The organism is Cronobacter sp. EKM101R, assembly GCF_963888145.1.
GTDB lineage: Bacteria > Pseudomonadota > Gammaproteobacteria > Enterobacterales > Enterobacteriaceae > Cronobacter > Cronobacter turicensis.
Map to the genome: position 1 here is coordinate 669,728 of NZ_CAWPHW010000001.1, position 19,575 is coordinate 689,302.

Genomic DNA, 19,575 nt, shown 5'->3' on the forward strand with positions numbered 1-19,575 from the left:
TCCTTAAAAGGGGCGTCGGGGCTTGTCGGGAGCGGCAAACCCGATATGGTATACTGTGTAAATGTATCCATTTTCCGGCAAACCCGGCCCAGGAGAGAAAAATTCATACGTGATGCGGTGGTTATTGGTTGTTCTCCCCTCTGTTGTTACCGCCGCGCTGTTGCCGGCCCGGGCATTCCCGGCCAGCCAGAGCGACGACTACGTGCGCCAGGCGCAAAATCCCTTCGATGAAAATGGCGATAACCTGCCCGACCTCGGCCTCGCGCCTGAAAATGACGCGGCGGAAAAGCATTTTGCCCACGTGTTAAAAGCCTTTGGCGAAGCGAGCCAGACCGACAGCGCGCTTTCACCCGGCCAGCAGGCGCGCCATTTCGCATTTACCCGCCTGCGTGACGCGGTCAGCAGCAGCATTACCAGCGAGGCTGAAAGCCTCCTGTCGCCCTGGGGCAACGCCACGGTGGATCTGCTGGTGGATGAAGAGGGGAATTTTAACGGCAGTAGCGGCTCGCTGTTTACGCCCTGGCAGGACAATAACCGCTACCTCACCTGGAGCCAGGTCGGCGTCAGCCAGCAAAATCAGGGCCTGGTCGGCAATGCGGGCATCGGCCAGCGCTGGACGGCCGGTCACTGGCTGCTCGGCTATAACACCTTTTACGATCGCCTGTTTGACGACGATACGTCGCGCGCCGGGTTTGGCGCAGAGGCGTGGGGCGACTATCTGCGTCTTTCCGCCAACTACTATCAGCCGCTCGGCGGGTGGGAGCATCGCGCCGGCCTGCTGGAGCAGCGCATGGCGCGCGGTTACGACGTTACCGCTCAGGCGTATCTGCCGTTTTACCAGCACATCAATACCAGCGTCAGCTTTGAGCAATATTTCGGCGATCAGGTGGAGCTGTTTGACAGCGGCACCGGTTATCACAATCCGGTCGCGGTGAAAGTGGGGCTGAGCTATACGCCAGTGCCGCTCGTCACCGTGAGCGCGCATCACCGCCAGGGCGAAAGCGGCGTGAGCCAGAATGATTTAGGGCTGAAGCTCAATTATCGCTTTGGGGTGCCGCTGAACAAGCAACTCTCGCCGGATGAAGTGGCGGCTTCGCGTTCGCTGCGCGGCAGCCGGTATGACCGTGTGGAGCGCACGAACGTGCCGGTCATGGAGTTTCGCCAGCGCAAGACGCTGTCGGTATTCCTCGCGACGCCGCCCTGGGATCTTAGCGCGGGCGAGACAGTGGCGCTGAAACTGCAGGCGCGCAGCCGCCACGGCATTCGTCAGCTTTCCTGGCAGGGCGACACCCAGGCGCTGAGCCTGACGCCGCCGCTCGACAGCACCAGCGCCGACGGCTGGACGGTGATTATGCCTGCCTGGGATAACTCGCCGGGGGCCAGCAACAGCTGGCGGCTGTCGGTGACGGTGGAAGATGAGCAGGGCCAGCGGGTGACGTCGAACTGGATAACCCTGAAACTGTCGGCGCCGGTACAGACGCTGCCCCAGGACGATCCGCGCTACGAACTGCTGGCGCCCACGCCTTAGAAAATACGTTCCTGATGCACCCAGACCGCCGCTTCAACGCGCGATTTAAGCTTCATTTTTTTCAGCAGATGTTTCACGTGCACTTTAACAGTGCTTTCGGTGATATCGAGCTTGCGGGCGATCATTTTGTTCGGCAGGCCCTGGGCGATGAGCTTGAGAATGTCGCGCTCGCGCGGCGTGAGCTGGGAGACATCGCGGCCTGATGTGGCGCGGCTTGCACGCAGGCTTGCCGCCAGCACCGGCGTTAACGCTTCGCTTAACACCATTTCGCCTGCCGCCGCCTGTTGCAGCGCCTTAAGCAGATCTTCCGGCTCCATATCTTTCAGAAGATACCCGTCCGCGCCGCGCTTGAGCGCCGTGACCACGTCTTCTTCATGGTTGGAGACGCTGAACACCACCACCCGGCCCGAGAGCGCTTTTTCGCGCAGCTTATCGAGCGTTTCCAGGCCGTTCATACCGGGCATGTTGAGATCAAGCAGGATCAGATCCGGGTCGAGCGCTTCGGCCATTTCAATGCCTTGCTCGCCGTTTCCGGCTTCGCCGACCACCGTGATAGCGGGCGCCATGCTGACCAACTGTTTTACGCCGCTGCGCAGCATCGGGTGATCGTCTATCAGCAGAATGGTTGCCGGTTCCGGGTTATTCATGAACTTCTCCTTCTGGAAGTGCGGGTACGGATGAAAACGGCGCATCGGGGATAAAGGTCACCACCACTTCGGTGCCGCCTTCTGTCCGTCGCCGTACCTGACAGTCGCCGCGCAAACTTTGCGCGCGGTCGCGCATAATAATTAAGCCGTAATGATTGGTGCGCCCGGCGTTATCCGGCAGGCCGCGGCCGTTATCGGCCACGCACAGCCGCACCTGGCCCTGATGCAGCGTGACGCTGACATGAATGGCGCTCGCCTCGGCGTGTTTGAGCGCATTATTTAACGCCTCGCGCGCAATTTGCACCAGATGAATCGCCTGATGCGACGGCACCAGCCGCGGCGGAAGCTGATAATCGAGCACCACCGGGAAGCCGAGCCGCGCGCTGAATTCCTGACAGCTCGCCACCAGCGCCGCTTTCAGGCCCGGCTCGTTAAGTTGCAGGCGGAAGGTAGTGAGGAGTTCGCGCAACTGTCGCCAGGAAGCGTTGAGTTCGTGGCGGATCTGGCCGAGCAGTTCGCGGCTCTCTTCCGGCAGCGCGTCACCCTGCATTTGCAGGCAGCTCACCTGCATCTTCATACAGGAGAGCGACTGAGCGATGGAATCGTGCAGTTCGCGGGCGATGGCGGCGCGCTCTTCCATCACCAGCAACTGCTGTTTACGCTCCTGCTGACGCTCAAGCGCCAGCGTCGCGGTGAGCTGCTCCATCAGGGTATCGATCATCTGCTGCTGGTCGCGGCTCAGGTGGCAGCCTGCGGGCAGCGTCGCCAGCAGAAGCCCGTATTGCGTGTGCAAATCGCCCAGACGCCACTTCAGCGTGGTGCCGGTTTCGCTCGGCGCAGAAAGGTCGCGCGGGCAGAGATGACAGCCGATTTCGTCGCAGCGCTCGTCCGGCTGCCAGACAAATTCCTGATAGTGCTCTTCGTCATCCACTTCATAGACGCGCAGCGCGATATCGCGCAGCAGCGTAAGATTTTGCAGGCGCGTCAGCACCGGCGCCAGGCGCTCGCACAGCGGCACGTCAGAGTGCAGGCGGCGATTCGCCTCCCACAAAAACGACAGGATCTGGTTTTTCTGCTCAAGCCCGGCGGTTTTCTCCTGCACGCGCTGTTCAAGGCTCGCGTAGCTCTCGGCAAGCTCCGCCGACATGCTGTTGAGCGCATGGCCAAGTGTTGCCATCTCATCGCGCCCCGAAACGCTGGCGCGCTGGCTGAAATCGCGGTGGGCGACGGCGTGGGCGATGTCGAGCAGCTGACGCCACGGACGCAATAGTCGACGGCGCAGCCAGAGCAGGGTGAAGAGGAGCAGCAGGCCCATCAGCAGCGCCATCCCGCGTTGCAGCATCACTATCTGGGCGATGCGGTGTTCGGTGGAGCTGTCAAACGCGCTGACCAGCGCGTCTATCTGGCCGACAAACTGCGCCACCTGCGCGCTGACCTCCTGCGGGGAGCGGGCGTCGTGCAGCGCGGGCGCCAGATGCTGACGCCAATAGCGCTGGATAGCCAGCAGCGCCGCCTGCTGCCCGTCGCGCACGGCCGCCTGCTGAAGCTCATCGCTCCAGGCGGTGCGCTCCATGTCGCTGAACATCTCCGCGCGGGCCGTGCCGACCGGCACGGCGGCGAGCAGGCGGTAGCTCTGCATGCGCAGCGAGCCTGCTTTGTTGATCGCATGCGCGCTGCCCTGAACGCCCTGGGCCAGCCAGCCCGCCAGCGCCATGCCGCCCATGCCGAGACCGGCGAGCAGCAAGACGATAATCGCCAGTTGATTGGCAAGCGTCAGCGGGGAAAAGCGTCGTTTCAGCATGGCGATGCGCGCTCCTTTACACGGCGTCGGGACAGGCGTGGGGCTTATTCTCAGGTATCCCCTGGAGTATACCCATACCCACTGTGGATTACTCCTTTATTGCCATTCATGTCACCCATTGTAAACCTGGCGCGTGCAGACACGCGCTGCGCCTGAAAAACCACACTTTTTTTAGCGCTTACGCCTACTCCCTGGGGGGTAAGGAGATTTTTTGCTCAAATTACAGAGAGAATATCCATTGATTTACATCAACTTAAGCGCGCGGCCAGGCTCTATCGTGGCGGCAGTATTCCCTTAATGTTTGAGGTGTTTATGAGTGACTCTTCCGCTGCGGCACGTCCCACAAGCGGGTTGATTACCGACTGGCGACCTGAGGATAATCAGTTCTGGCAGCGTACCGGCCAGCACACCGCACGTCGTAATCTGTGGATCTCCGTGCCTTGTCTGCTGCTCGCTTTCTGCGTCTGGATGTTGTTCAGCGCAGTGGCGGTCAATCTGAATAAGGTAGGTTTTCGCTTTACCACCGATCAGCTGTTTATGCTGACCGCGCTGCCGTCGGTCTCCGGCGCGCTGCTGCGTGTGCCGTACTCCTTTATGGTGCCGATCTTCGGCGGCCGTCGCTGGACGGCGTTCAGCACCGGCATTTTGATTATTCCGTGCGTGTGGCTGGGTTTCGCGGTGCAGGATACCTCCACGTCGTTTGGCACGTTTATTATCATTTCACTGCTGTGCGGCTTTGCCGGGGCGAACTTTGCCTCCAGCATGGCGAACATCAGCTTTTTCTTCCCGAAACAGAAACAGGGCGGGGCGCTCGGCATTAACGGCGGTCTCGGCAACCTGGGCGTCAGCGTGATGCAGCTGGTGGCGCCGCTTGCGATTTCGCTCTCCATCTTCGCCGCGTTTGGCAGCGAAGGCGTGGTACAGGATGACGGCACGCGGCTGTATCTGGAAAACGCCGCGTGGGTGTGGGTGCCGTTCCTCGCCGTCTTTACGCTGGCGGCCTGGTTTGGCATGAACGATCTGGCGACGTCAAAAGCGTCTTTCCGGGCGCAACTGCCGGTGCTCAAACGCGGCCACCTGTGGATGATGAGCCTGCTGTATCTCGCGACCTTCGGCTCGTTCATCGGCTTCTCCGCGGGCTTTGCGATGCTCTCGAAAACCCAGTTCCCGCAGGTTAACGTGATGCATTTCGCCTTCTTCGGACCGCTGCTCGGCGCGCTGGCGCGCTCGGCGGGCGGGGCGATTTCCGACCGCCTCGGCGGTACGCGCGTGACGCTGGTGAACTTCATTCTGATGGCGATATTTAGCGCACTGTTGTTCGTCACGCTGCCGTCAGGCGGTGTCGGCGGCAACTTCGCCGCGTTCTTCGGCGTGTTCCTGGCGTTGTTCCTGACCGCCGGGCTCGGTAGTGGTTCTACCTTCCAGATGATTTCAGTGATTTTCCGCAAGCTGACGATGGACCGCGTAAAAGCGGCGGGCGGCAGCGATGAACAGGCGATGCGCGAAGCGGCGACTGACACCGCGGCGGCGCTCGGGTTTATCTCCGCTATCGGCGCTATCGGCGGGTTCTTTATCCCGAAAGCCTTCGGTACGTCGCTGGCGCTCACCGGCTCACCGGCTGGCGCGATGAAAGTCTTCTTAGTGTTTTACATTGTTTGCGTGGTGCTGACCTGGCTCGTTTACGGGCGTAAATCAGCACGCTAACAGGTTAACCTTTTGGTTATCCTTTGCGCGGCCTGGCCGCGCTTTTTTTATGTCTGAATTAGTTACAACATACTTTGTGTTGGCGCAGGGGTTTCAGCGCGGGCAGTGCGCTGGAAAACCGCACATTAGCGTGGCGACGATCACAGTCACTTTCAGACTACCCCTTAATACCCGACGGTTAACCGAAAGCGCTTAAAAATACGCCGATTTTGTAAAAAACATAATATATCCAATGGGTTGGTTAATTTATTCAGATCATACTTTGGAGGTATCTGCGTTTTAGCGCGCTTTTTCTAAGCCAGGCCGCGTTGATCGTTGTCAATTCTGAAGGTTAATCCGCGCGTTACCGTGCCGCCCATTGAGCCAATGTCGATTTGACCAGAGAGCCAACAGGCTCCACACAGGAGAACACCCCCGATGAGTAAATTCCTGGACAGGTTCCGCTATTTCAAACAGAAAGGCGAAACCTTTGCCGATGGGCATGGACAACTTCTGGATACGAACCGGGACTGGGAAGAGGGTTACCGTCAACGCTGGCAGCATGACAAAATTGTCCGCTCCACCCACGGCGTTAACTGCACCGGTTCCTGCAGCTGGAAGATTTACGTCAAAAACGGTCTCGTCACCTGGGAAACCCAGCAGACCGACTACCCGCGCACCCGCCCCGATATGCCGAACCACGAGCCGCGCGGCTGCCCTCGTGGCGCCAGCTACTCCTGGTATCTTTACAGCGCCAACCGCCTGAAATATCCGCTGATGCGCAAACGCCTGATCAAACTGTGGCGCGAAGCGAAAGCGCAGCACAGCGATCCGGTGAACGCCTGGGCGTCCATCATGGAAGACAGCGAAAAAGCGAAAAGCTACAAACAGGCGCGCGGACGCGGCGGTTTTGTCCGCTCCTCCTGGCAGGAAGTGAATGAGCTTATCGCTGCCGCCAACGTCTGGACCGCCAAAACCTATGGCCCGGACCGCATCGCGGGCTTCTCGCCGATCCCGGCGATGTCGATGGTTTCTTATGCCTCCGGCGCGCGTTACCTGTCGCTTATCGGCGGGACCTGCCTGAGCTTCTACGACTGGTATTGCGACCTGCCGCCCGCCTCGCCGATGACCTGGGGCGAACAGACCGACGTGCCGGAATCCGCCGACTGGTATAACTCCAGCTACATCATCGCCTGGGGCTCAAACGTTCCGCAGACCCGTACCCCGGACGCCCACTTCTTTACTGAAGTTCGCTATAAAGGCACTAAAACCGTCGCCGTCACGCCGGACTACGCCGAAATCGCCAAACTGTGCGACTTGTGGCTGGCGCCGAAACAGGGCACCGACAGCGCGATGGCGCTGGCGATGGGCCACGTGATGCTGCGTGAATTCCACCTCGACAAACCGAGCCAGTATTTCACCGACTACGTGCGCCGCTACACCGATATGCCGATGCTGGTGATGCTCGAAGCGCGCGACGGCTTCTACGCCGCAGGCCGCATGCTGCGCGCCTCGGATCTGGTCGATAACCTGGGCCAGGAAAATAACCCGGAATGGAAAACCGTCGCATTCGATAACCGCGATGGCGACATGGTGGCGCCGAACGGCTCTATCGGTTACCGCTGGGGCGAAAAAGGCAAATGGAACCTTGAGCAGCGTGATGGCACGACTGGCGAAGAGACCGAACTGCGCCTCTCGCTGCTGGGCCACCACGACGAAGTTGCAGAGGTTGGCTTCCCGTACTTCGGCGGAGAAAGCAGCGAACATTTCCAGAGCGTGAAGCTTGAAAACATCCTGCTGCATAAACTGCCGGTGAAACGCCTGCAGCTTGCCGACGGCTCCAGCGCGCTGGTGGCGACGGTCTATGACCTGACGCTCGCCAACTACGGCCTGGATCGCGGTCTTGGCGATGCCAACTGCGCGGCGAGCTACGACGACGTGAAAGCCTACACTCCGGCCTGGGCCGAGCAGGTAACTGGCGTGCCGCGCGCGCAGATTATTCGTACTGCCCGCGAGTTTGCCGATAACGCTGACAAGACGCATGGCCGTTCGATGATCATCGTCGGCGCCGGTATGAACCACTGGTATCACATGGACATGAACTACCGTGGGCTTATCAATATGCTGGTGTTCTGCGGCTGCGTCGGCCAGAGCGGCGGCGGCTGGGCGCACTATGTGGGCCAGGAGAAACTGCGTCCGCAAACCGGCTGGACGCCGCTGGCGTTCGCGCTGGACTGGAACCGTCCGCCGCGTCATATGAACAGCACGTCGTTCTTCTACAACCACTCCAGCCAGTGGCGCTATGAATCCCTGACGACCGACGATCTGCTGTCGCCGCTCGCGGATAAATCACGCTACAGCGGTCATCTGATCGACTTTAACGTGCGTGCAGAACGTATGGGCTGGCTGCCGTCCGCGCCGCAGCTTGGCACTAACCCGCTGCGCATCAAAGCCGCGGCGGACGCCGCCGGAATGAGCCCGGTGGATTACACCGTCAACGCGCTGAAATCGGGGGACATTCGCTTCGCGGCCGAAGAGCCGGAAAACGGCAAAAACCACCCGCGCAACTTGTTCGTCTGGCGCTCCAACCTGCTGGGCTCCTCCGGTAAAGGGCATGAGTACATGCTCAAATACCTGCTCGGCACCGAAAACGGCATTCAGGGCAAAGATCTGGGCCAGCAGGGCGGCGTGAAGCCGGAAGAGATCGAATGGCAGGACAACGGCCTCGACGGCAAACTGGATCTGGTTGTGACGCTCGACTTCCGTCTCTCCAGCACCTGTCTCTATTCCGATATCGTGCTGCCGACCGCCACCTGGTATGAGAAAGACGATATGAATACCTCGGATATGCATCCGTTTATTCATCCGCTTTCCGCCGCGGTTGACCCGGCATGGGAATCCAAAAGCGACTGGGATATTTACAAAGGCATCGCGAAGAAATTCTCCGAACTGTGCGTCGGTCATCTCGGCGTAGAGACGGATGTTGTGACGCTGCCTATTCAGCACGACTCTGCCGCCGAACTGGCGCAGCCGCTGGATGTGAAAGACTGGAAAAAAGGCGAATGCGAGCTGATCCCGGGCAAAACCGCGCCGCACATCATTGCGGTGCAGCGCGACTACCCGGCGACGTATGAGCGCTTTACCTCCATCGGCCCGCTGCTCGACACCATCGGCAACGGCGGCAAGGGCATCGCCTGGAACACCCAGAGCGAAATGGATCTGCTGCGCAAGCTTAACTACACCAAACAGGACGGCCCGGCTAAAGGCCAGCCGATGCTGAACACCGCGATTGACGCCGCCGAGATGATTTTAACGCTCGCGCCGGAAACCAACGGCCAGGTGGCGGTAAAAGCCTGGGCGGCGCTGAGTGAATTCACCGGTCGCGACCATACGCACCTGGCGCTGAACAAAGAAGACGAGAAGATTCGCTTCCGCGATATCCAGGCGCAACCGCGCAAAATCATCTCAAGCCCCACCTGGTCCGGGCTTGAAGATGAGCATGTTTCTTACAACGCCGGTTATACCAACGTTCACGAGCTGATCCCGTGGCGTACGCTCTCTGGCCGTCAGCAGCTTTATCAGGATCATCCGTGGATGCGCGACTTCGGCGAGAGCCTACTGGTGTATCGTCCGCCGATCGACACCCGTTCGGTGAAAGCCGTGATGGGGCAGAAATCCAACGGCAATCCGGAGAAGGCGCTGAACTTCCTGACGCCGCACCAGAAATGGGGCATTCACTCCACCTACAGCGACAACCTGCTGATGCTGACGCTGTCGCGCGGCGGCCCGATTGTCTGGATGAGCGAAGACGACGCGAAAGATCTCGGCATTGCGGATAACGACTGGATTGAAGTGTTTAACGCCAACGGCGCGCTGACCGCCCGTGCGGTGGTGAGCCAGCGTGTCCCCGCCGGGATGACCATGATGTACCACGCGCAGGAGCGCATCGTGAATATTCCGGGCTCGGAAATCACCGGCCAGCGCGGCGGTATTCATAACTCGGTAACCCGCATCAGCCCGAAACCGACCCATATGATTGGCGGCTATGCGCAACTGGCCTACGGCTTTAACTACTACGGTACCGTCGGCTCTAACCGCGATGAGTTTGTGGTGGTACGTAAGATGAAGAACATTGACTGGTTGGACGGCGAAGGCAACGACCAGAAACAGGAGAGCGTAAAATGAAAATTCGTTCACAAGTCGGCATGGTGCTGAACCTTGATAAGTGCATCGGCTGCCACACCTGTTCGGTGACCTGTAAAAACGTCTGGACCAGCCGCGAAGGGATGGAATACGCGTGGTTCAACAACGTCGAAAGCAAGCCGGGCGTCGGCTTCCCGAACGACTGGGAAAACCAGGAGAAGTGGAAGGGCGGCTGGGTGCGCAAAATCAACGGCAAACTGCAGCCGCGCATGGGCGGCCGCGGGATGCTGCTCGGCAAAATTTTCGCCAACCCGCATCTGCCGGGCATTGACGACTACTACGAGCCGTTCGACTTCGACTATCAGCATCTGCATAACGCGCCGGAAGGCAAACATCAGCCGATTGCCCGCCCGCGCTCGAAAATCACCGGCCAGCGGATGAACAAAATCGAAACCGGCCCGAACTGGGAGGAGATCCTGGGCGGCGAGTTTGAAAAGCGTTCGCAGGACAAGAACTTCGAGAACATGCAGAAGGCGATGTACGGTCAGTTCGAAAACACCTTCATGATGTATCTGCCGCGCCTGTGCGAGCACTGCCTGAACCCGGCGTGTGTGGCGACCTGCCCGAGCGGCGCGATTTACAAGCGCGAAGAAGACGGCATTGTGCTGATTGACCAGGACAAATGCCGCGGCTGGCGCATGTGCATCACCGGCTGTCCATACAAAAAAATCTACTTCAACTGGAAGAGTGGGAAATCCGAGAAGTGCATCTTCTGTTATCCGCGTATCGAAGCGGGGATGCCGACTGTCTGCTCCGAAACCTGCGTGGGCCGCATCCGTTACCTCGGCGTGCTGCTGTATGACGCAGACGCCATCGAGCAGGCGGCAAGCACCGAGCACGAAACCGATCTCTATCAGCGCCAACTGGATGTATTTCTCGATCCGAACGATCCGGCGGTTATCGAACAGGCGCTGAAAGATGGCGTGCCGCAGAGCGTGATTGACGCGGCGCAGCAGTCGCCGGTGTGGAAACTGGCGATGGACTGGAAGCTTGCGCTGCCGCTGCACCCGGAATACCGCACGTTGCCGATGGTCTGGTACGTGCCGCCGCTGTCACCGATTCAGTCTGCCGCCGATGCGGGCGAGCTGGGCCGCAACGGCATTCTGCCGGATGTCGACAGCCTGCGCATTCCGGTGCAGTACCTGGCGAACCTGCTGACCGCGGGCGATACCGCCCCGGTGCTGCTGGCGCTGAAACGTATGCTCGCGATGCGTCACTACAAACGTGCGGAAACCGTTGACGGCGTTAACGATCCCCGCGCGCTGGAAGAAGTCGGGCTGACCGAAGCGCAGGCGCAGGAGATGTACCGTTATCTGGCGATTGCGAACTACGAAGACCGCTTCGTGGTGCCGTCGAGCCACCGTGAACTGGCGCACGACGCATTCCCGGAACGTAACGGTTGCGGCTTCAGCTTTGGCGATGGCTGCCACGGTTCGGACACCAAATTCAACCTGTTCAACAGCCGCCGCATCGATGCTATCGACGTGACGGTGAAAACGGAGCCGCGCTAATGACCGAGCTGCTGATTATCTCCCGCCTGCTGGAGTATCCGGATGCTGCCCTGTGGCAGCATCAGCAGGAGCTGTTCGACGCGCTGACCGATACGCAACATTTATCGCTGCAAAACGCCCATCACCTGGGCGTCTTTATCCGCGATCTGCTGCAGGAAGATCTGCTGGATGCGCAGGCGGCTTACGGCGAGCTGTTCGACCGCGGCCGCGCCACCTCGCTGCTGCTGTTCGAGCATGTGCATGGCGAATCGCGCGATCGCGGCCAGGCGATGGTGGATCTGCTGGCGCAGTATGAACGTGCCGGACTTATGCTGGACAGCCGCGAGCTGCCGGACCATCTGCCGCTCTATCTGGAGTACCTGGCGCAGCTTCCGGCGCAAGAGGCCATTAACGGCCTGCGGGATATCGCGCCGATTCTGGCGCTGCTCGGCGCGCGTCTTCAGCAGCGCGAAAGCCGCTACGCGGTGCTGTTTGATCTGCTGATTGCGCTTTCCGATACGCAGGTGGATACCCGCAACGTGCGCGAGAAAATCGCCGATGAGGCGCGCGACGACACGCCGCAGGCGCTGGACGCCGTCTGGGAAGAAGAACAGGTGAAATTCTTCGCCGACCAGGGCTGCGGCGAGTCTGACATCGCCGCGCACCAGCGCCGCTTCGCCGGAGCGGTCGCTCCGCAATATCTGAATATCTCTGCCGGAGGACAGCAATAATGCACTTCCTGAATATGTTCTTCTTTAGTATCTACCCGTACATTGCCGGTACGGTATTCCTGGTGGGCAGCTGGCTACGTTATGACTACGGGCAGTACACCTGGCGCGCCGCCTCCAGCCAGATGCTGGATCGCAAAGGAATGAACATGGCCTCAAACCTGTTTCATTTCGGTATTCTCGGCATTTTCTTCGGCCACCTGTTCGGGATGCTGACCCCGCACTGGATGTATGAGTCGTTCCTGCCGATTGCCGTGAAACAGCAACTGGCGATGATCGCAGGCGGGATCTTTGGCGCGATGACGCTTGTTGGCGGCCTGCTGCTGCTCAAACGCCGTCTGTTCAGCCCGCGCGTTCGCGCGACCTCTACCGGCGCTGATATTCTGATCCTGGCGCTGCTGCTGACGCAGTGTACGCTCGGCCTCATCACTATACCGTTCTCCGCGCAGCATATGGACGGCAGCGAGATGATGAAACTGGTGGGCTGGGCGCAGAGTATTGTGACGTTCCGCAGCGGCGCGGCTGAACATCTTGATGGCGTGGCGTTTATCTACCGCGTGCATCTGGTGCTGGGCATGACGCTGTTCCTGGTGTTCCCGTTTACGCGCCTGGTGCACGTCTGGAGCGCGCCGGTCGAGTATCTGACCCGCAGATACCAGGTGGTACGCGCGCGTCGCTAAGGTTTTTTCCGCAACACCAAACGCCAGTCCCGTTGGGCCTGGCGTTTTTTTACGGCCTTGCCTGCCCGCGTCTCTTTCTTTCCTTGATTTTCACCGGCCAAAAAATGCTGTTATCGGTGATGCTCATCATCAGGCCAACGGCTCCTCCTCGTGCGGGGCGGGCTGAACCGGCCGCGCTGTTCTGCTCCGGCGGCGAAATTCACCCGGCGGCATCCCGGCGTGTTTCGCGAAGGCGACGCTGAACGCGCTCGCCGACTGGTAGCCTGTCCGCAAGGCAATCTGTTCGATATTATCCCGGCCGCTTAGCAGGGCTTTCCTCGCCAGCGACATGCGCCAGAAGAGCAGGTATTGCATGGGAGACATGCCGACGGTCTCGCTGAACACGGCGAAAAAAGAGGAGCGGGACATGGCGCACTCACGGGCGAGCTGTGCGATTTGCCAGTCCGCGCCGGGTTTTTCATGAATAAGATGCAGCGCGGTGGCTACCCTGTCGTGTTGTAACCCTCGCAGGATACCTGCGGTTTTCGATAGCGCCGGATCGCTTCGCAATGATTCCACCAGCAACAGTTGCAAAAGATGCGTCATGACCACGTCACGCCCTGGCCGCCGGGTCCGGCTTTCATCCAGCAGGAGTTCAAACAGCGTGATGAAACGGCGTTGCCCTTGTATCAGGATCTCACTGGGGAGTAACGCGACGATAAGCGCTTTGTCCGGCGTGTCGAATTCACAATGACCCACATTCATCAGAAGCTCAGCTGGCCCCGTTGTTGAGCCAATTCTCACGTGTCCGTCGCCAAGGACGGTGGGCTGCGAGATGTCAACGGGAAGGGCGGCGCCCGCACTGGTGGTCTCAAAGGTGTAAGTGGCGGGGATCAGAATGAAATCACCGGCAACCAGTCGCCTCGGCGCTTTACCGTTGATGCTCATCAGGCATTCTCCCTGTAGCACGGCGCAGTAAAACGCCTCGCCGCCAGACTCGCGGAGAATACGCCACTGGCCTGCACCCTCCACGAGTTTTGCACGCGTGGGCCTGGGATTGAGTAACGCAACAATATCGGTTAAGGGGTCTGCCACTGGACGCTCTCTAATGTTAAGTGGATTTTTGATTATATATTGTCCAGCGGGCGGCGGCTATGATTGCCTCTCTTGCCAACAGAGAGGATTAACCATGTCAACTGCACTGATTACCGGATGCTCTTCAGGTTTTGGGCTGGCAACAGCCACCCTTTTTTTAGCCAAAGGCTGGAACGTGATCGCCACCATGCGAACGCCGGACCCGTCGCTTTTTCCTGAAAGCGATAAGCTGACTATCTTGCCGCTGGATATCACGTCGCAGGCGAGCATTAATGAGGTGGTGAAAAAAGCGGGCGCGATTGATCTTCTGGTGAATAATGCAGGCGTCGGCGCGCCGGTTCCCGTTGAACTGACGCCGCTTGCCACCGCGCAACAATTAATGAACACCAATGTCCTGGGCACGCTGTTATTAACCCAGGCGTTTCTTCCGCAGATGCGAGAGAAAAAATCAGGGGTGATCATTAATGTGTCGTCGTCCGTCACCACCAAAGCGATGCCGCTGATTGGGGTTTATCGTGCCAGTAAAGCGGCGCTGAATGCCTGGAGCGAGTCACTGGCCATCGAGGCCCGGCCTTTTGGTATTCGCGTGCATGTGGTGTTACCGGGGCGCTCGCCCGAAACGAAGTTTGGCGAAAATGCGCGGGCGTATTTTGGCGGACAGGACGATCGGGTGTACGGCGAGATGGTGAATGAGTTTATCCGCCAGGCGGGCAATGCCGACGCGCCCGTGACGCACGCAGACGATGTGGCGAATGCCATTTATGCCGTCGCTCGCGATCAAAACGCGCCGCTGTACACCGCGGCGGGTGAAGATGCCCGGCAATTTCTTACACAAGCGCAGCAACATTCCCCGTTTGCTTACTGATAATCCAGGTGAAGCTCTGAAGAGAGGGGAGCCCCTCTCTCTGCTTCGTAGCCACGCGGCGAGCGCGCTTACGGCTCACGGAGTCGTCGCTTCGTGTTGTCGCGCATAGACCACCAGCCTCAGATGCCGGTCTTCATCCACGGTCAGAGACGTAAATTCGAACGGCACGGGGTTTTCTTCTATCAGCAAACGGCGGACGCCGTTGCAGGGCGCGTGAACATGGTGTTGTCGCCACCAGATTTTGAACTCTGGCGAGACATGTTCCAGTTCATCGACCAGTTCCTGAATATCCGTACTTTGGCTGGCGCGCGTGAAGTCGCGGCGAAAGCTTGAGAGCATCAGCGGGGCCTGTTCCTCCCAGTCAACCACCCGCGTCCGAAGGGCGGGATCGGTGAACAGAAGCCAGAGAAGGTTACGCCGCTCGGGTTGATGACGCGCGAAATGAAACAGCGCATCGGCGGAGGCGTTAAACCCCAGCACGTCCCAGCGCAAATTAAGCACAAACGCGGGGTGCGGCAGATCATGCATCAGGCGTCGCACCAGGGGCGGCAGCACGCACCAGGTTTTACCGGGCTCGGCCGGCGGGCGCTCGTGCGCCAGCATAAACAGGTGGCGACGTTCGGCGGCATCCAGTTTCAGCACCCTGGCCAGATTATCCAGAAAGGTGGACGACACCCCGATATCCCGGCCCTGTTCAAGCCAGGTGTACCAGGTAAGGCCGACGCCCGCCAGCGCCGCGACCTCTTCACGCCGAAGCCCCGGCGTCCGGCGTCGGGTGCCGCTGGGAAGGCCGACATCGGCGGGTGACAGACGCTCCCGCTGCGCCCTTAAAAAGGCGGCCAAATCGGTACGCGTTCGATTCAGTGTTCGCATCGCTTATCTCATTGCTTTTAGTAATAGTATAAACGGTTAAATTGTAATGGTTTAAAAGGGCGGTGAGAATCGTCGCATATTCTTCAGACAATGGATACGCGATATGAAATTACCCCACTCCTTTACGATGCCGACCAAACGTGCCTCCCGCGCCGCGCCGCCGTGGGCAGGCTTGTCCGTACTCCTCCTCGCGGGGTTCGTCACCATTTTCGATCTGTTTGTCGTCAATGTTGCCATTCCCGGCATTCAGAGTGGTCTGCGCGCGGATTTCGCCCAGATTAGTCTCGTCGTCGCCGGGTATGAACTCGCTTTTGGCGTGTTGCTGATTACTGGCGGGCGGCTGGGCGACCGCTTTGGCCGCCGCCGGCTGTTCATTGTCGGTATGGCGGGCTTTACCCTGGCATCAGCGTGTTGCGGCCTGGCGCCCGGCATCAGTTATCTTATTAGCGCCCGTGTCTTGCAGGGGCTGGCGGCGGCGCTGCTGTTCCCGCAGGTGTATGCCTCCATTCGGGTTAACTTTGAGGGCAATGACAGACGCAGAGCCTTTGGCCTGCTGGGGATGACGCTGGGCCTGGCCGCGATTGCCGGTCAGGTGTTGGGCGGTTGGCTGGTACATGTCGATCTGTTCGGGCTGAGCTGGCGTAACATTTTTCTCATCAATATACCGGTGGGGGCGATCGCCATTCTCGCGGCACGCGCTATTCCCGAATCCACCGCCCCGCAGAGGCCTCAGCTGGACTGGATGGGCGTGGTACTGGTCAGCATCGGGCTGACGCTGTTACTGGTTCCGCTAATCGAGGGGGCGGTGCAGGGCTGGCCTGCGTGGAGCTTGTGGTCGCCCGGTGTGGCGCTGGTGTTGCTCGCGCTTTTTTACCGGCAACAGGAACGACGCCGCAGAGCAGGGAAGTGGCTGATGGTTGATATGCGTCTGATGTCGAAGCGCCAGTTTGCGCTGGGCACGTTACTGGTGCTGCTGGTCTACTCGACCTCCAGTTCATTTTTTCTCTGTTTTGCCTTACTCGCGCAGACGGGATTGGGGCTGGATCCTTTTCTGGCGGGAAGCCTGTTTGCGCCCTGTAGCGTGGGGTTTGTGCTCGCATCGCTGGTGGCGCCGCGTCTGGTGGCGAAAAAGGGAACCCGGACCCTGTTTTGGGGCGGCCTCATCTATGCGGTTTTTATCGGGGTGTTAATGGCGCAGGTCGGAATATCTGGCGCTGAGCTTAAACTCGCGACGCTGATCCCGGCGCTGATAATGATCGGCGCTGGTCAGGGTTACATTATGACGCCCTTACTGAACCTGGTGCTGGGTTTCGTCGACGAAGCGGAATCGGGCATGGCATCCGGCGTGATATCGACCGTGCAGCAGGTTGGCGCGGCGCTGGGCGTCGCCGTTGTTAGCATCCTGTTTCATGGCGCGCTTTCAGAGGCGACGTCTCTGCCACAAGCCGGACAGTATGCCTCTGCGTTTGTGTCCGGGATGCTGTACAACCTCGGAGCGGCTGTCGCTACCTGTCTGCTGTTGCTGATTCTGGTAAAAACGCAGCGGGCAACATGCTGATCGCGCTTCATCACTGACAGTTGTGGTTTGCCTTTCCGGCATCAGCGGATGCCGGAAGCATCATCCTTCCCCGGTCAATGACATATGGGAGGTGAATGTAGGGTGGATAAGCCAAGCGCATCCACCGAAAGCAGATGATACGAAATGCGATTTCTCAGTCGCTCGCCTCGAACCTTATCGAAGCTTCTCATCCTTCCCCGGTCAATGACATATGGGACATGGGAGAGTGTATTAGCGTGAGGAGTATTCAAAGGGGATGGTGGTGGGGGAAGGATTACTCGTCGCTGCGCTCCTCACCCTTCGGGCCGTTGCCTGCGGCAACGTTGTCTCGCTGTCGCTCGACTCGAACCTTGTCGAAGCTTCTCATCCTTCCCCGGTCCATGCTATAGGGGAACGAAAGAGTGTATTAGCGTAAGGGATATTTAAAGGAGATGGTGGTGGGGGAAGGATTCGAACCTTCGAAGTCTGTGACGGCAGATTTACAGTCTGCTCCCTTTGGCCGCTCGGGAACCCCACCACGGGGTAATTCATATTGTAGAGGTACTGCGTGAGATGGTGGTGGGGGAAGGATTCGAACCTTCGAAGTCGATGACGGCAGATTTACAGTCTGCTCCCTTTGGCCGCTCGGGAACCCCACCACGGGGTAAAACGCTTTATTTCGCATTGACGTTGTAAGGAAGGATTATTCGTCGCTTCGCGACTCACCCTTCAGGCTGTTGCCTTCGGCAACGTTCTCTCACTACGCTCGAGTCGAACCTTCGAAGTCGATGACGGCAGATTTGCAGTCAGCTCCCTGATGTACGCTCGGGAACCCCACCACGGGGTAATGCTTTTTACTGGCCTGCCTCCACTGCGGGAAGCGGGGCGCATCATATCAAATGTCGCGCCCCTGTAAAGTCTTCCGTTAGCCAATAACGATTGTTTGCGTACTTTTTGCCCGTAACGTGTTAAAGCTAAACAGAAACGGGCCATGACTTACAGAATAATCGTGCGGTTGCCGTAAACAAACACGCGCTGGGCCAGTACCTGGTACAACGCGCGGCTGAGAACATTTTTCTCAACGTCGCGGCCCGCGCGCATCATATCTTCCGCGGTATACGTGTGATCCACATGAATCACATCCTGCATGATGATCGGGCCCTCATCCAGATTATCATTCACATAGTGCGCGGTCGCGCCGATAATTTTCACGCCGCGCTCGTACGCCTGATGATAAGGACGCGCGCCAATAAACGCCGGCAGGAACGAGTGGTGAATGTTGATAATCTTGTTCGGGAAGCGGGCGACAAAATCCGGCGTCAGCACGCGCATATACTTCGCCAGCACGACGTAATCCGGCTGATGCGCTTCAATGGCGTCCGCCATCAGCTTATCGTGCGCCTCGCGGGTGAGACCCTCGTGACTGACCAGCTCAAACGGAATGTCGAAACGCTCAACCAGCGAACGTAACGTTTCGTGGTTGCCGATAACCGCGGCGATGTCGACATCCAGACCGCCGTAATTGGCTTTCATCAGTAAATCGCCGAGGCAGTGCGCTTCTTTGGTCACCAGAATGACGATGCGGCGACGTCCGGCCGGATTCAGCTCGCGTACGGAGCCCGCAGGCAGCGCGCTGTCGAGATCGGCCAGCAGCGTGGCGTCGTTGAAAATGCCTTCCAGCTCGGTGCGCATAAAGAAGCGGCCGGTGCGGTGATCGACGAATTCATTGTTCTGCACGATGTTCAGTTCGTGCTTGTAGCAAATATTGGTGATGCGCGCGATGAGCCCTTTCTGATCCGGACAGATGGTGCGCAGTACTTTACGTTGTGATGCTTGCATTGCAGGTGTGATCCTGTTGATGGTTTGCCAGTGTGTTGTCAGTCAGCGGTGTTATTGCCCGCAACACTTTTTAAATTTTTTCCCGGAGCCGCAGGGGCATGGATCGTTGCGTCCAAACACGGGGCGGGCGCCGTCGATATAGTACCAGCGGCCCTCTTCGCTCAGAAAACGCGAACGCTCAATAATCGCGCCGGATTTGCCATTTTCCTGGAAACGCGCCACGAAACTGACGTACGCTTCGCTTTCGGTATGACCCGGCGCTTCTTCAAATATCGTCAGGCCAAGCCACTGCGTATGGGCGAAGCCCGCTTCGATATCGGCACGGAAGCGGTCTGCCTCACAGGCGGGATGCCAGGTCTTTATCAGATATTCCGCATTTTTCATCACGAAAGCGCAGTATCGGGAGCGCATAAGTTGTGATGCGAGGGCTGCGCTCTTGTTACCAGAAAGATAAGGCTGGCAACATAGGCTATACTCCAGAGCGCTACCGCAAGGACAAAGTTGCGACACGATTTCTCCTTGAGGACAAAATTAAGGCGTTAAACGCCACAGCGGCACTATGTTAACCGAGCGACGGCCTTGATGCCACGCCGCCGCTGATATGCAAACTTTTACGCCCGTGGCGCC

Annotated in this window: 14 protein-coding genes, 2 tRNA genes and 2 other RNA genes; 8 read left to right on the forward strand and 10 right to left on the reverse strand. The window is 59.0% G+C overall.

Annotated features, from left to right (window positions below; genetic code table 11):
- Nucleotides 1-112: 112 nt before the first annotated feature.
- The gene (locus AACV31_RS03295; protein WP_165154410.1) at nucleotides 113-1,528 is read left to right on the forward strand and encodes a YchO/YchP family invasin; all 1,416 of its coding nucleotides are present in this window, start codon (nucleotides 113-115) and stop codon (nucleotides 1,526-1,528) included.
- Here the strand turns inward: AACV31_RS03295 and narL are convergent.
- Together narL and narX are read right to left on the reverse strand one after the other, a co-directional pair.
- Entirely contained in the window at nucleotides 1,525-2,175 is a 651-nt protein-coding gene (gene narL, locus AACV31_RS03300; RefSeq protein ID WP_007698510.1) for a two-component system response regulator NarL, read from the reverse strand. The genes AACV31_RS03295 and narL overlap by 4 nt on opposite strands.
- Nucleotides 2,168-3,976, reverse strand: a complete 1,809-nt coding sequence (gene narX, locus AACV31_RS03305) for a nitrate/nitrite two-component system sensor histidine kinase NarX (RefSeq protein WP_105596703.1) — start codon at nucleotides 3,974-3,976, stop codon at nucleotides 2,168-2,170. The genes narL and narX overlap by 8 nt, the downstream gene beginning before the upstream one ends.
- Nucleotides 3,977-4,288: 312 nt before the next feature.
- Here narX and AACV31_RS03310 point away from each other — a divergent pair, with 312 nt between their 5' ends.
- The 5 genes from AACV31_RS03310 to narI all read left to right on the forward strand — a co-directional run bounded on the left by AACV31_RS03310 (nucleotide 4,289) and on the right by narI (nucleotide 12,760).
- Complete coding sequence (locus AACV31_RS03310) at nucleotides 4,289-5,680, forward strand: NarK family nitrate/nitrite MFS transporter (RefSeq protein ID WP_085958895.1); 1,392 nt, start codon at nucleotides 4,289-4,291, stop codon at nucleotides 5,678-5,680.
- Nucleotides 5,681-6,097: 417 nt separating this feature from the next.
- Nucleotides 6,098-9,844, forward strand: coding sequence for a nitrate reductase subunit alpha (locus AACV31_RS03315; RefSeq protein ID WP_015741497.1), 3,747 nt, complete (start codon nucleotides 6,098-6,100; stop codon nucleotides 9,842-9,844).
- Nucleotides 9,841-11,373: a nitrate reductase subunit beta gene (gene narH / locus AACV31_RS03320; RefSeq protein ID WP_165154408.1), complete on the forward strand. Its 1,533-nt coding sequence runs from the start codon at nucleotides 9,841-9,843 to the stop codon at nucleotides 11,371-11,373. Before AACV31_RS03315 ends, narH begins: the two co-directional genes overlap by 4 nt.
- Nucleotides 11,373-12,083 (forward strand): nitrate reductase molybdenum cofactor assembly chaperone, encoded by a 711-nt coding sequence (gene narJ, locus AACV31_RS03325; protein ID WP_165154406.1) that lies wholly within the window; start codon nucleotides 11,373-11,375, stop codon nucleotides 12,081-12,083. Before narH ends, narJ begins: the two co-directional genes overlap by 1 nt.
- Nucleotides 12,083-12,760, forward strand: a complete 678-nt coding sequence (gene narI / locus AACV31_RS03330; RefSeq protein ID WP_007698498.1) for a respiratory nitrate reductase subunit gamma — start codon at nucleotides 12,083-12,085, stop codon at nucleotides 12,758-12,760. Before narJ ends, narI begins: the two co-directional genes overlap by 1 nt.
- Nucleotides 12,761-12,889: 129 nt before the next feature.
- On the opposite strand, the gene AACV31_RS03335 is transcribed toward narI, so the two are convergent.
- Nucleotides 12,890-13,834 (reverse strand): AraC family transcriptional regulator, encoded by a 945-nt coding sequence (locus AACV31_RS03335; RefSeq protein WP_165154404.1) that lies wholly within the window; start codon nucleotides 13,832-13,834, stop codon nucleotides 12,890-12,892.
- Between the two features lie 94 nt (nucleotides 13,835-13,928).
- Here AACV31_RS03335 and AACV31_RS03340 point away from each other — a divergent pair, with 94 nt between their 5' ends.
- Complete coding sequence (locus AACV31_RS03340) at nucleotides 13,929-14,699, forward strand: SDR family oxidoreductase (protein WP_165154402.1); 771 nt, start codon at nucleotides 13,929-13,931, stop codon at nucleotides 14,697-14,699.
- A gap of 75 nt (nucleotides 14,700-14,774) precedes the next feature.
- On the opposite strand, the gene AACV31_RS03345 is transcribed toward AACV31_RS03340, so the two are convergent.
- The gene (locus AACV31_RS03345) at nucleotides 14,775-15,572 is read right to left on the reverse strand and encodes a helix-turn-helix transcriptional regulator (protein WP_165154400.1); all 798 of its coding nucleotides are present in this window, start codon (nucleotides 15,570-15,572) and stop codon (nucleotides 14,775-14,777) included.
- Nucleotides 15,573-15,675: 103 nt separating this feature from the next.
- Here AACV31_RS03345 and AACV31_RS03350 point away from each other — a divergent pair, with 103 nt between their 5' ends.
- Nucleotides 15,676-17,130 (forward strand): MFS transporter, encoded by a 1,455-nt coding sequence (locus tag AACV31_RS03350; protein WP_165154398.1) that lies wholly within the window; start codon nucleotides 15,676-15,678, stop codon nucleotides 17,128-17,130.
- Nucleotides 17,131-17,387: 257 nt separating this feature from the next.
- Here AACV31_RS03350 and AACV31_RS03355 read toward each other — a convergent pair.
- From AACV31_RS03355 to AACV31_RS03380, 6 genes are all read right to left on the reverse strand, one after another.
- Nucleotides 17,388-17,518, reverse strand: a non-coding RNA gene (locus tag AACV31_RS03355) — RtT sRNA.
- A 44-nt stretch (nucleotides 17,519-17,562) separates the two neighbouring features.
- Nucleotides 17,563-17,647, reverse strand: a tRNA-Tyr gene (locus AACV31_RS03360).
- A 36-nt stretch (nucleotides 17,648-17,683) separates the two neighbouring features.
- A tRNA-Tyr gene (locus AACV31_RS03365) sits at nucleotides 17,684-17,768 on the reverse strand.
- 26 nt (nucleotides 17,769-17,794) lie between these two features.
- Nucleotides 17,795-17,939, reverse strand: a non-coding RNA gene (locus AACV31_RS03370) — RtT sRNA.
- A gap of 166 nt (nucleotides 17,940-18,105) precedes the next feature.
- A complete protein-coding gene (gene purU, locus AACV31_RS03375; RefSeq protein ID WP_007762042.1) occupies nucleotides 18,106-18,948 on the reverse strand; it encodes a formyltetrahydrofolate deformylase in 843 nt (280 codons plus the stop codon).
- A 51-nt stretch (nucleotides 18,949-18,999) separates the two neighbouring features.
- Nucleotides 19,000-19,458 carry a YchJ family protein gene (locus AACV31_RS03380; RefSeq protein ID WP_165154396.1) on the reverse strand — a complete coding sequence of 153 codons (459 nt, stop codon included), beginning with the start codon at nucleotides 19,456-19,458 and terminating at the stop codon, nucleotides 19,000-19,002.
- Nucleotides 19,459-19,575: the final 117 nt, after the last annotated feature.

Coding starts and splice junctions, on each gene's coding strand:
- AACV31_RS03340 (WP_165154402.1), top strand. CDS start 13,929: ATGTCAACTGCACTGATTACCGGATGCTCTTCAGGTTTTGGGCTGGCA.
- AACV31_RS03310 (WP_085958895.1), top strand. CDS start 4,289: ATGAGTGACTCTTCCGCTGCGGCACGTCCCACAAGCGGGTTGATTACC.
- AACV31_RS03295 (WP_165154410.1), top strand. CDS start 113: ATGCGGTGGTTATTGGTTGTTCTCCCCTCTGTTGTTACCGCCGCGCTG.
- narX (WP_105596703.1), bottom strand. CDS start 3,976: ATGCTGAAACGACGCTTTTCCCCGCTGACGCTTGCCAATCAACTGGCG.
- AACV31_RS03350 (WP_165154398.1), top strand. CDS start 15,676: ATGAAATTACCCCACTCCTTTACGATGCCGACCAAACGTGCCTCCCGC.
- narL (WP_007698510.1), bottom strand. CDS start 2,175: ATGAATAACCCGGAACCGGCAACCATTCTGCTGATAGACGATCACCCG.
- narJ (WP_165154406.1), top strand. CDS start 11,373: ATGACCGAGCTGCTGATTATCTCCCGCCTGCTGGAGTATCCGGATGCT.
- AACV31_RS03315 (WP_015741497.1), top strand. CDS start 6,098: ATGAGTAAATTCCTGGACAGGTTCCGCTATTTCAAACAGAAAGGCGAA.
- narI (WP_007698498.1), top strand. CDS start 12,083: ATGCACTTCCTGAATATGTTCTTCTTTAGTATCTACCCGTACATTGCC.
- narH (WP_165154408.1), top strand. CDS start 9,841: ATGAAAATTCGTTCACAAGTCGGCATGGTGCTGAACCTTGATAAGTGC.
- purU (WP_007762042.1), bottom strand. CDS start 18,948: ATGCAAGCATCACAACGTAAAGTACTGCGCACCATCTGTCCGGATCAG.
- AACV31_RS03345 (WP_165154400.1), bottom strand. CDS start 15,572: ATGCGAACACTGAATCGAACGCGTACCGATTTGGCCGCCTTTTTAAGG.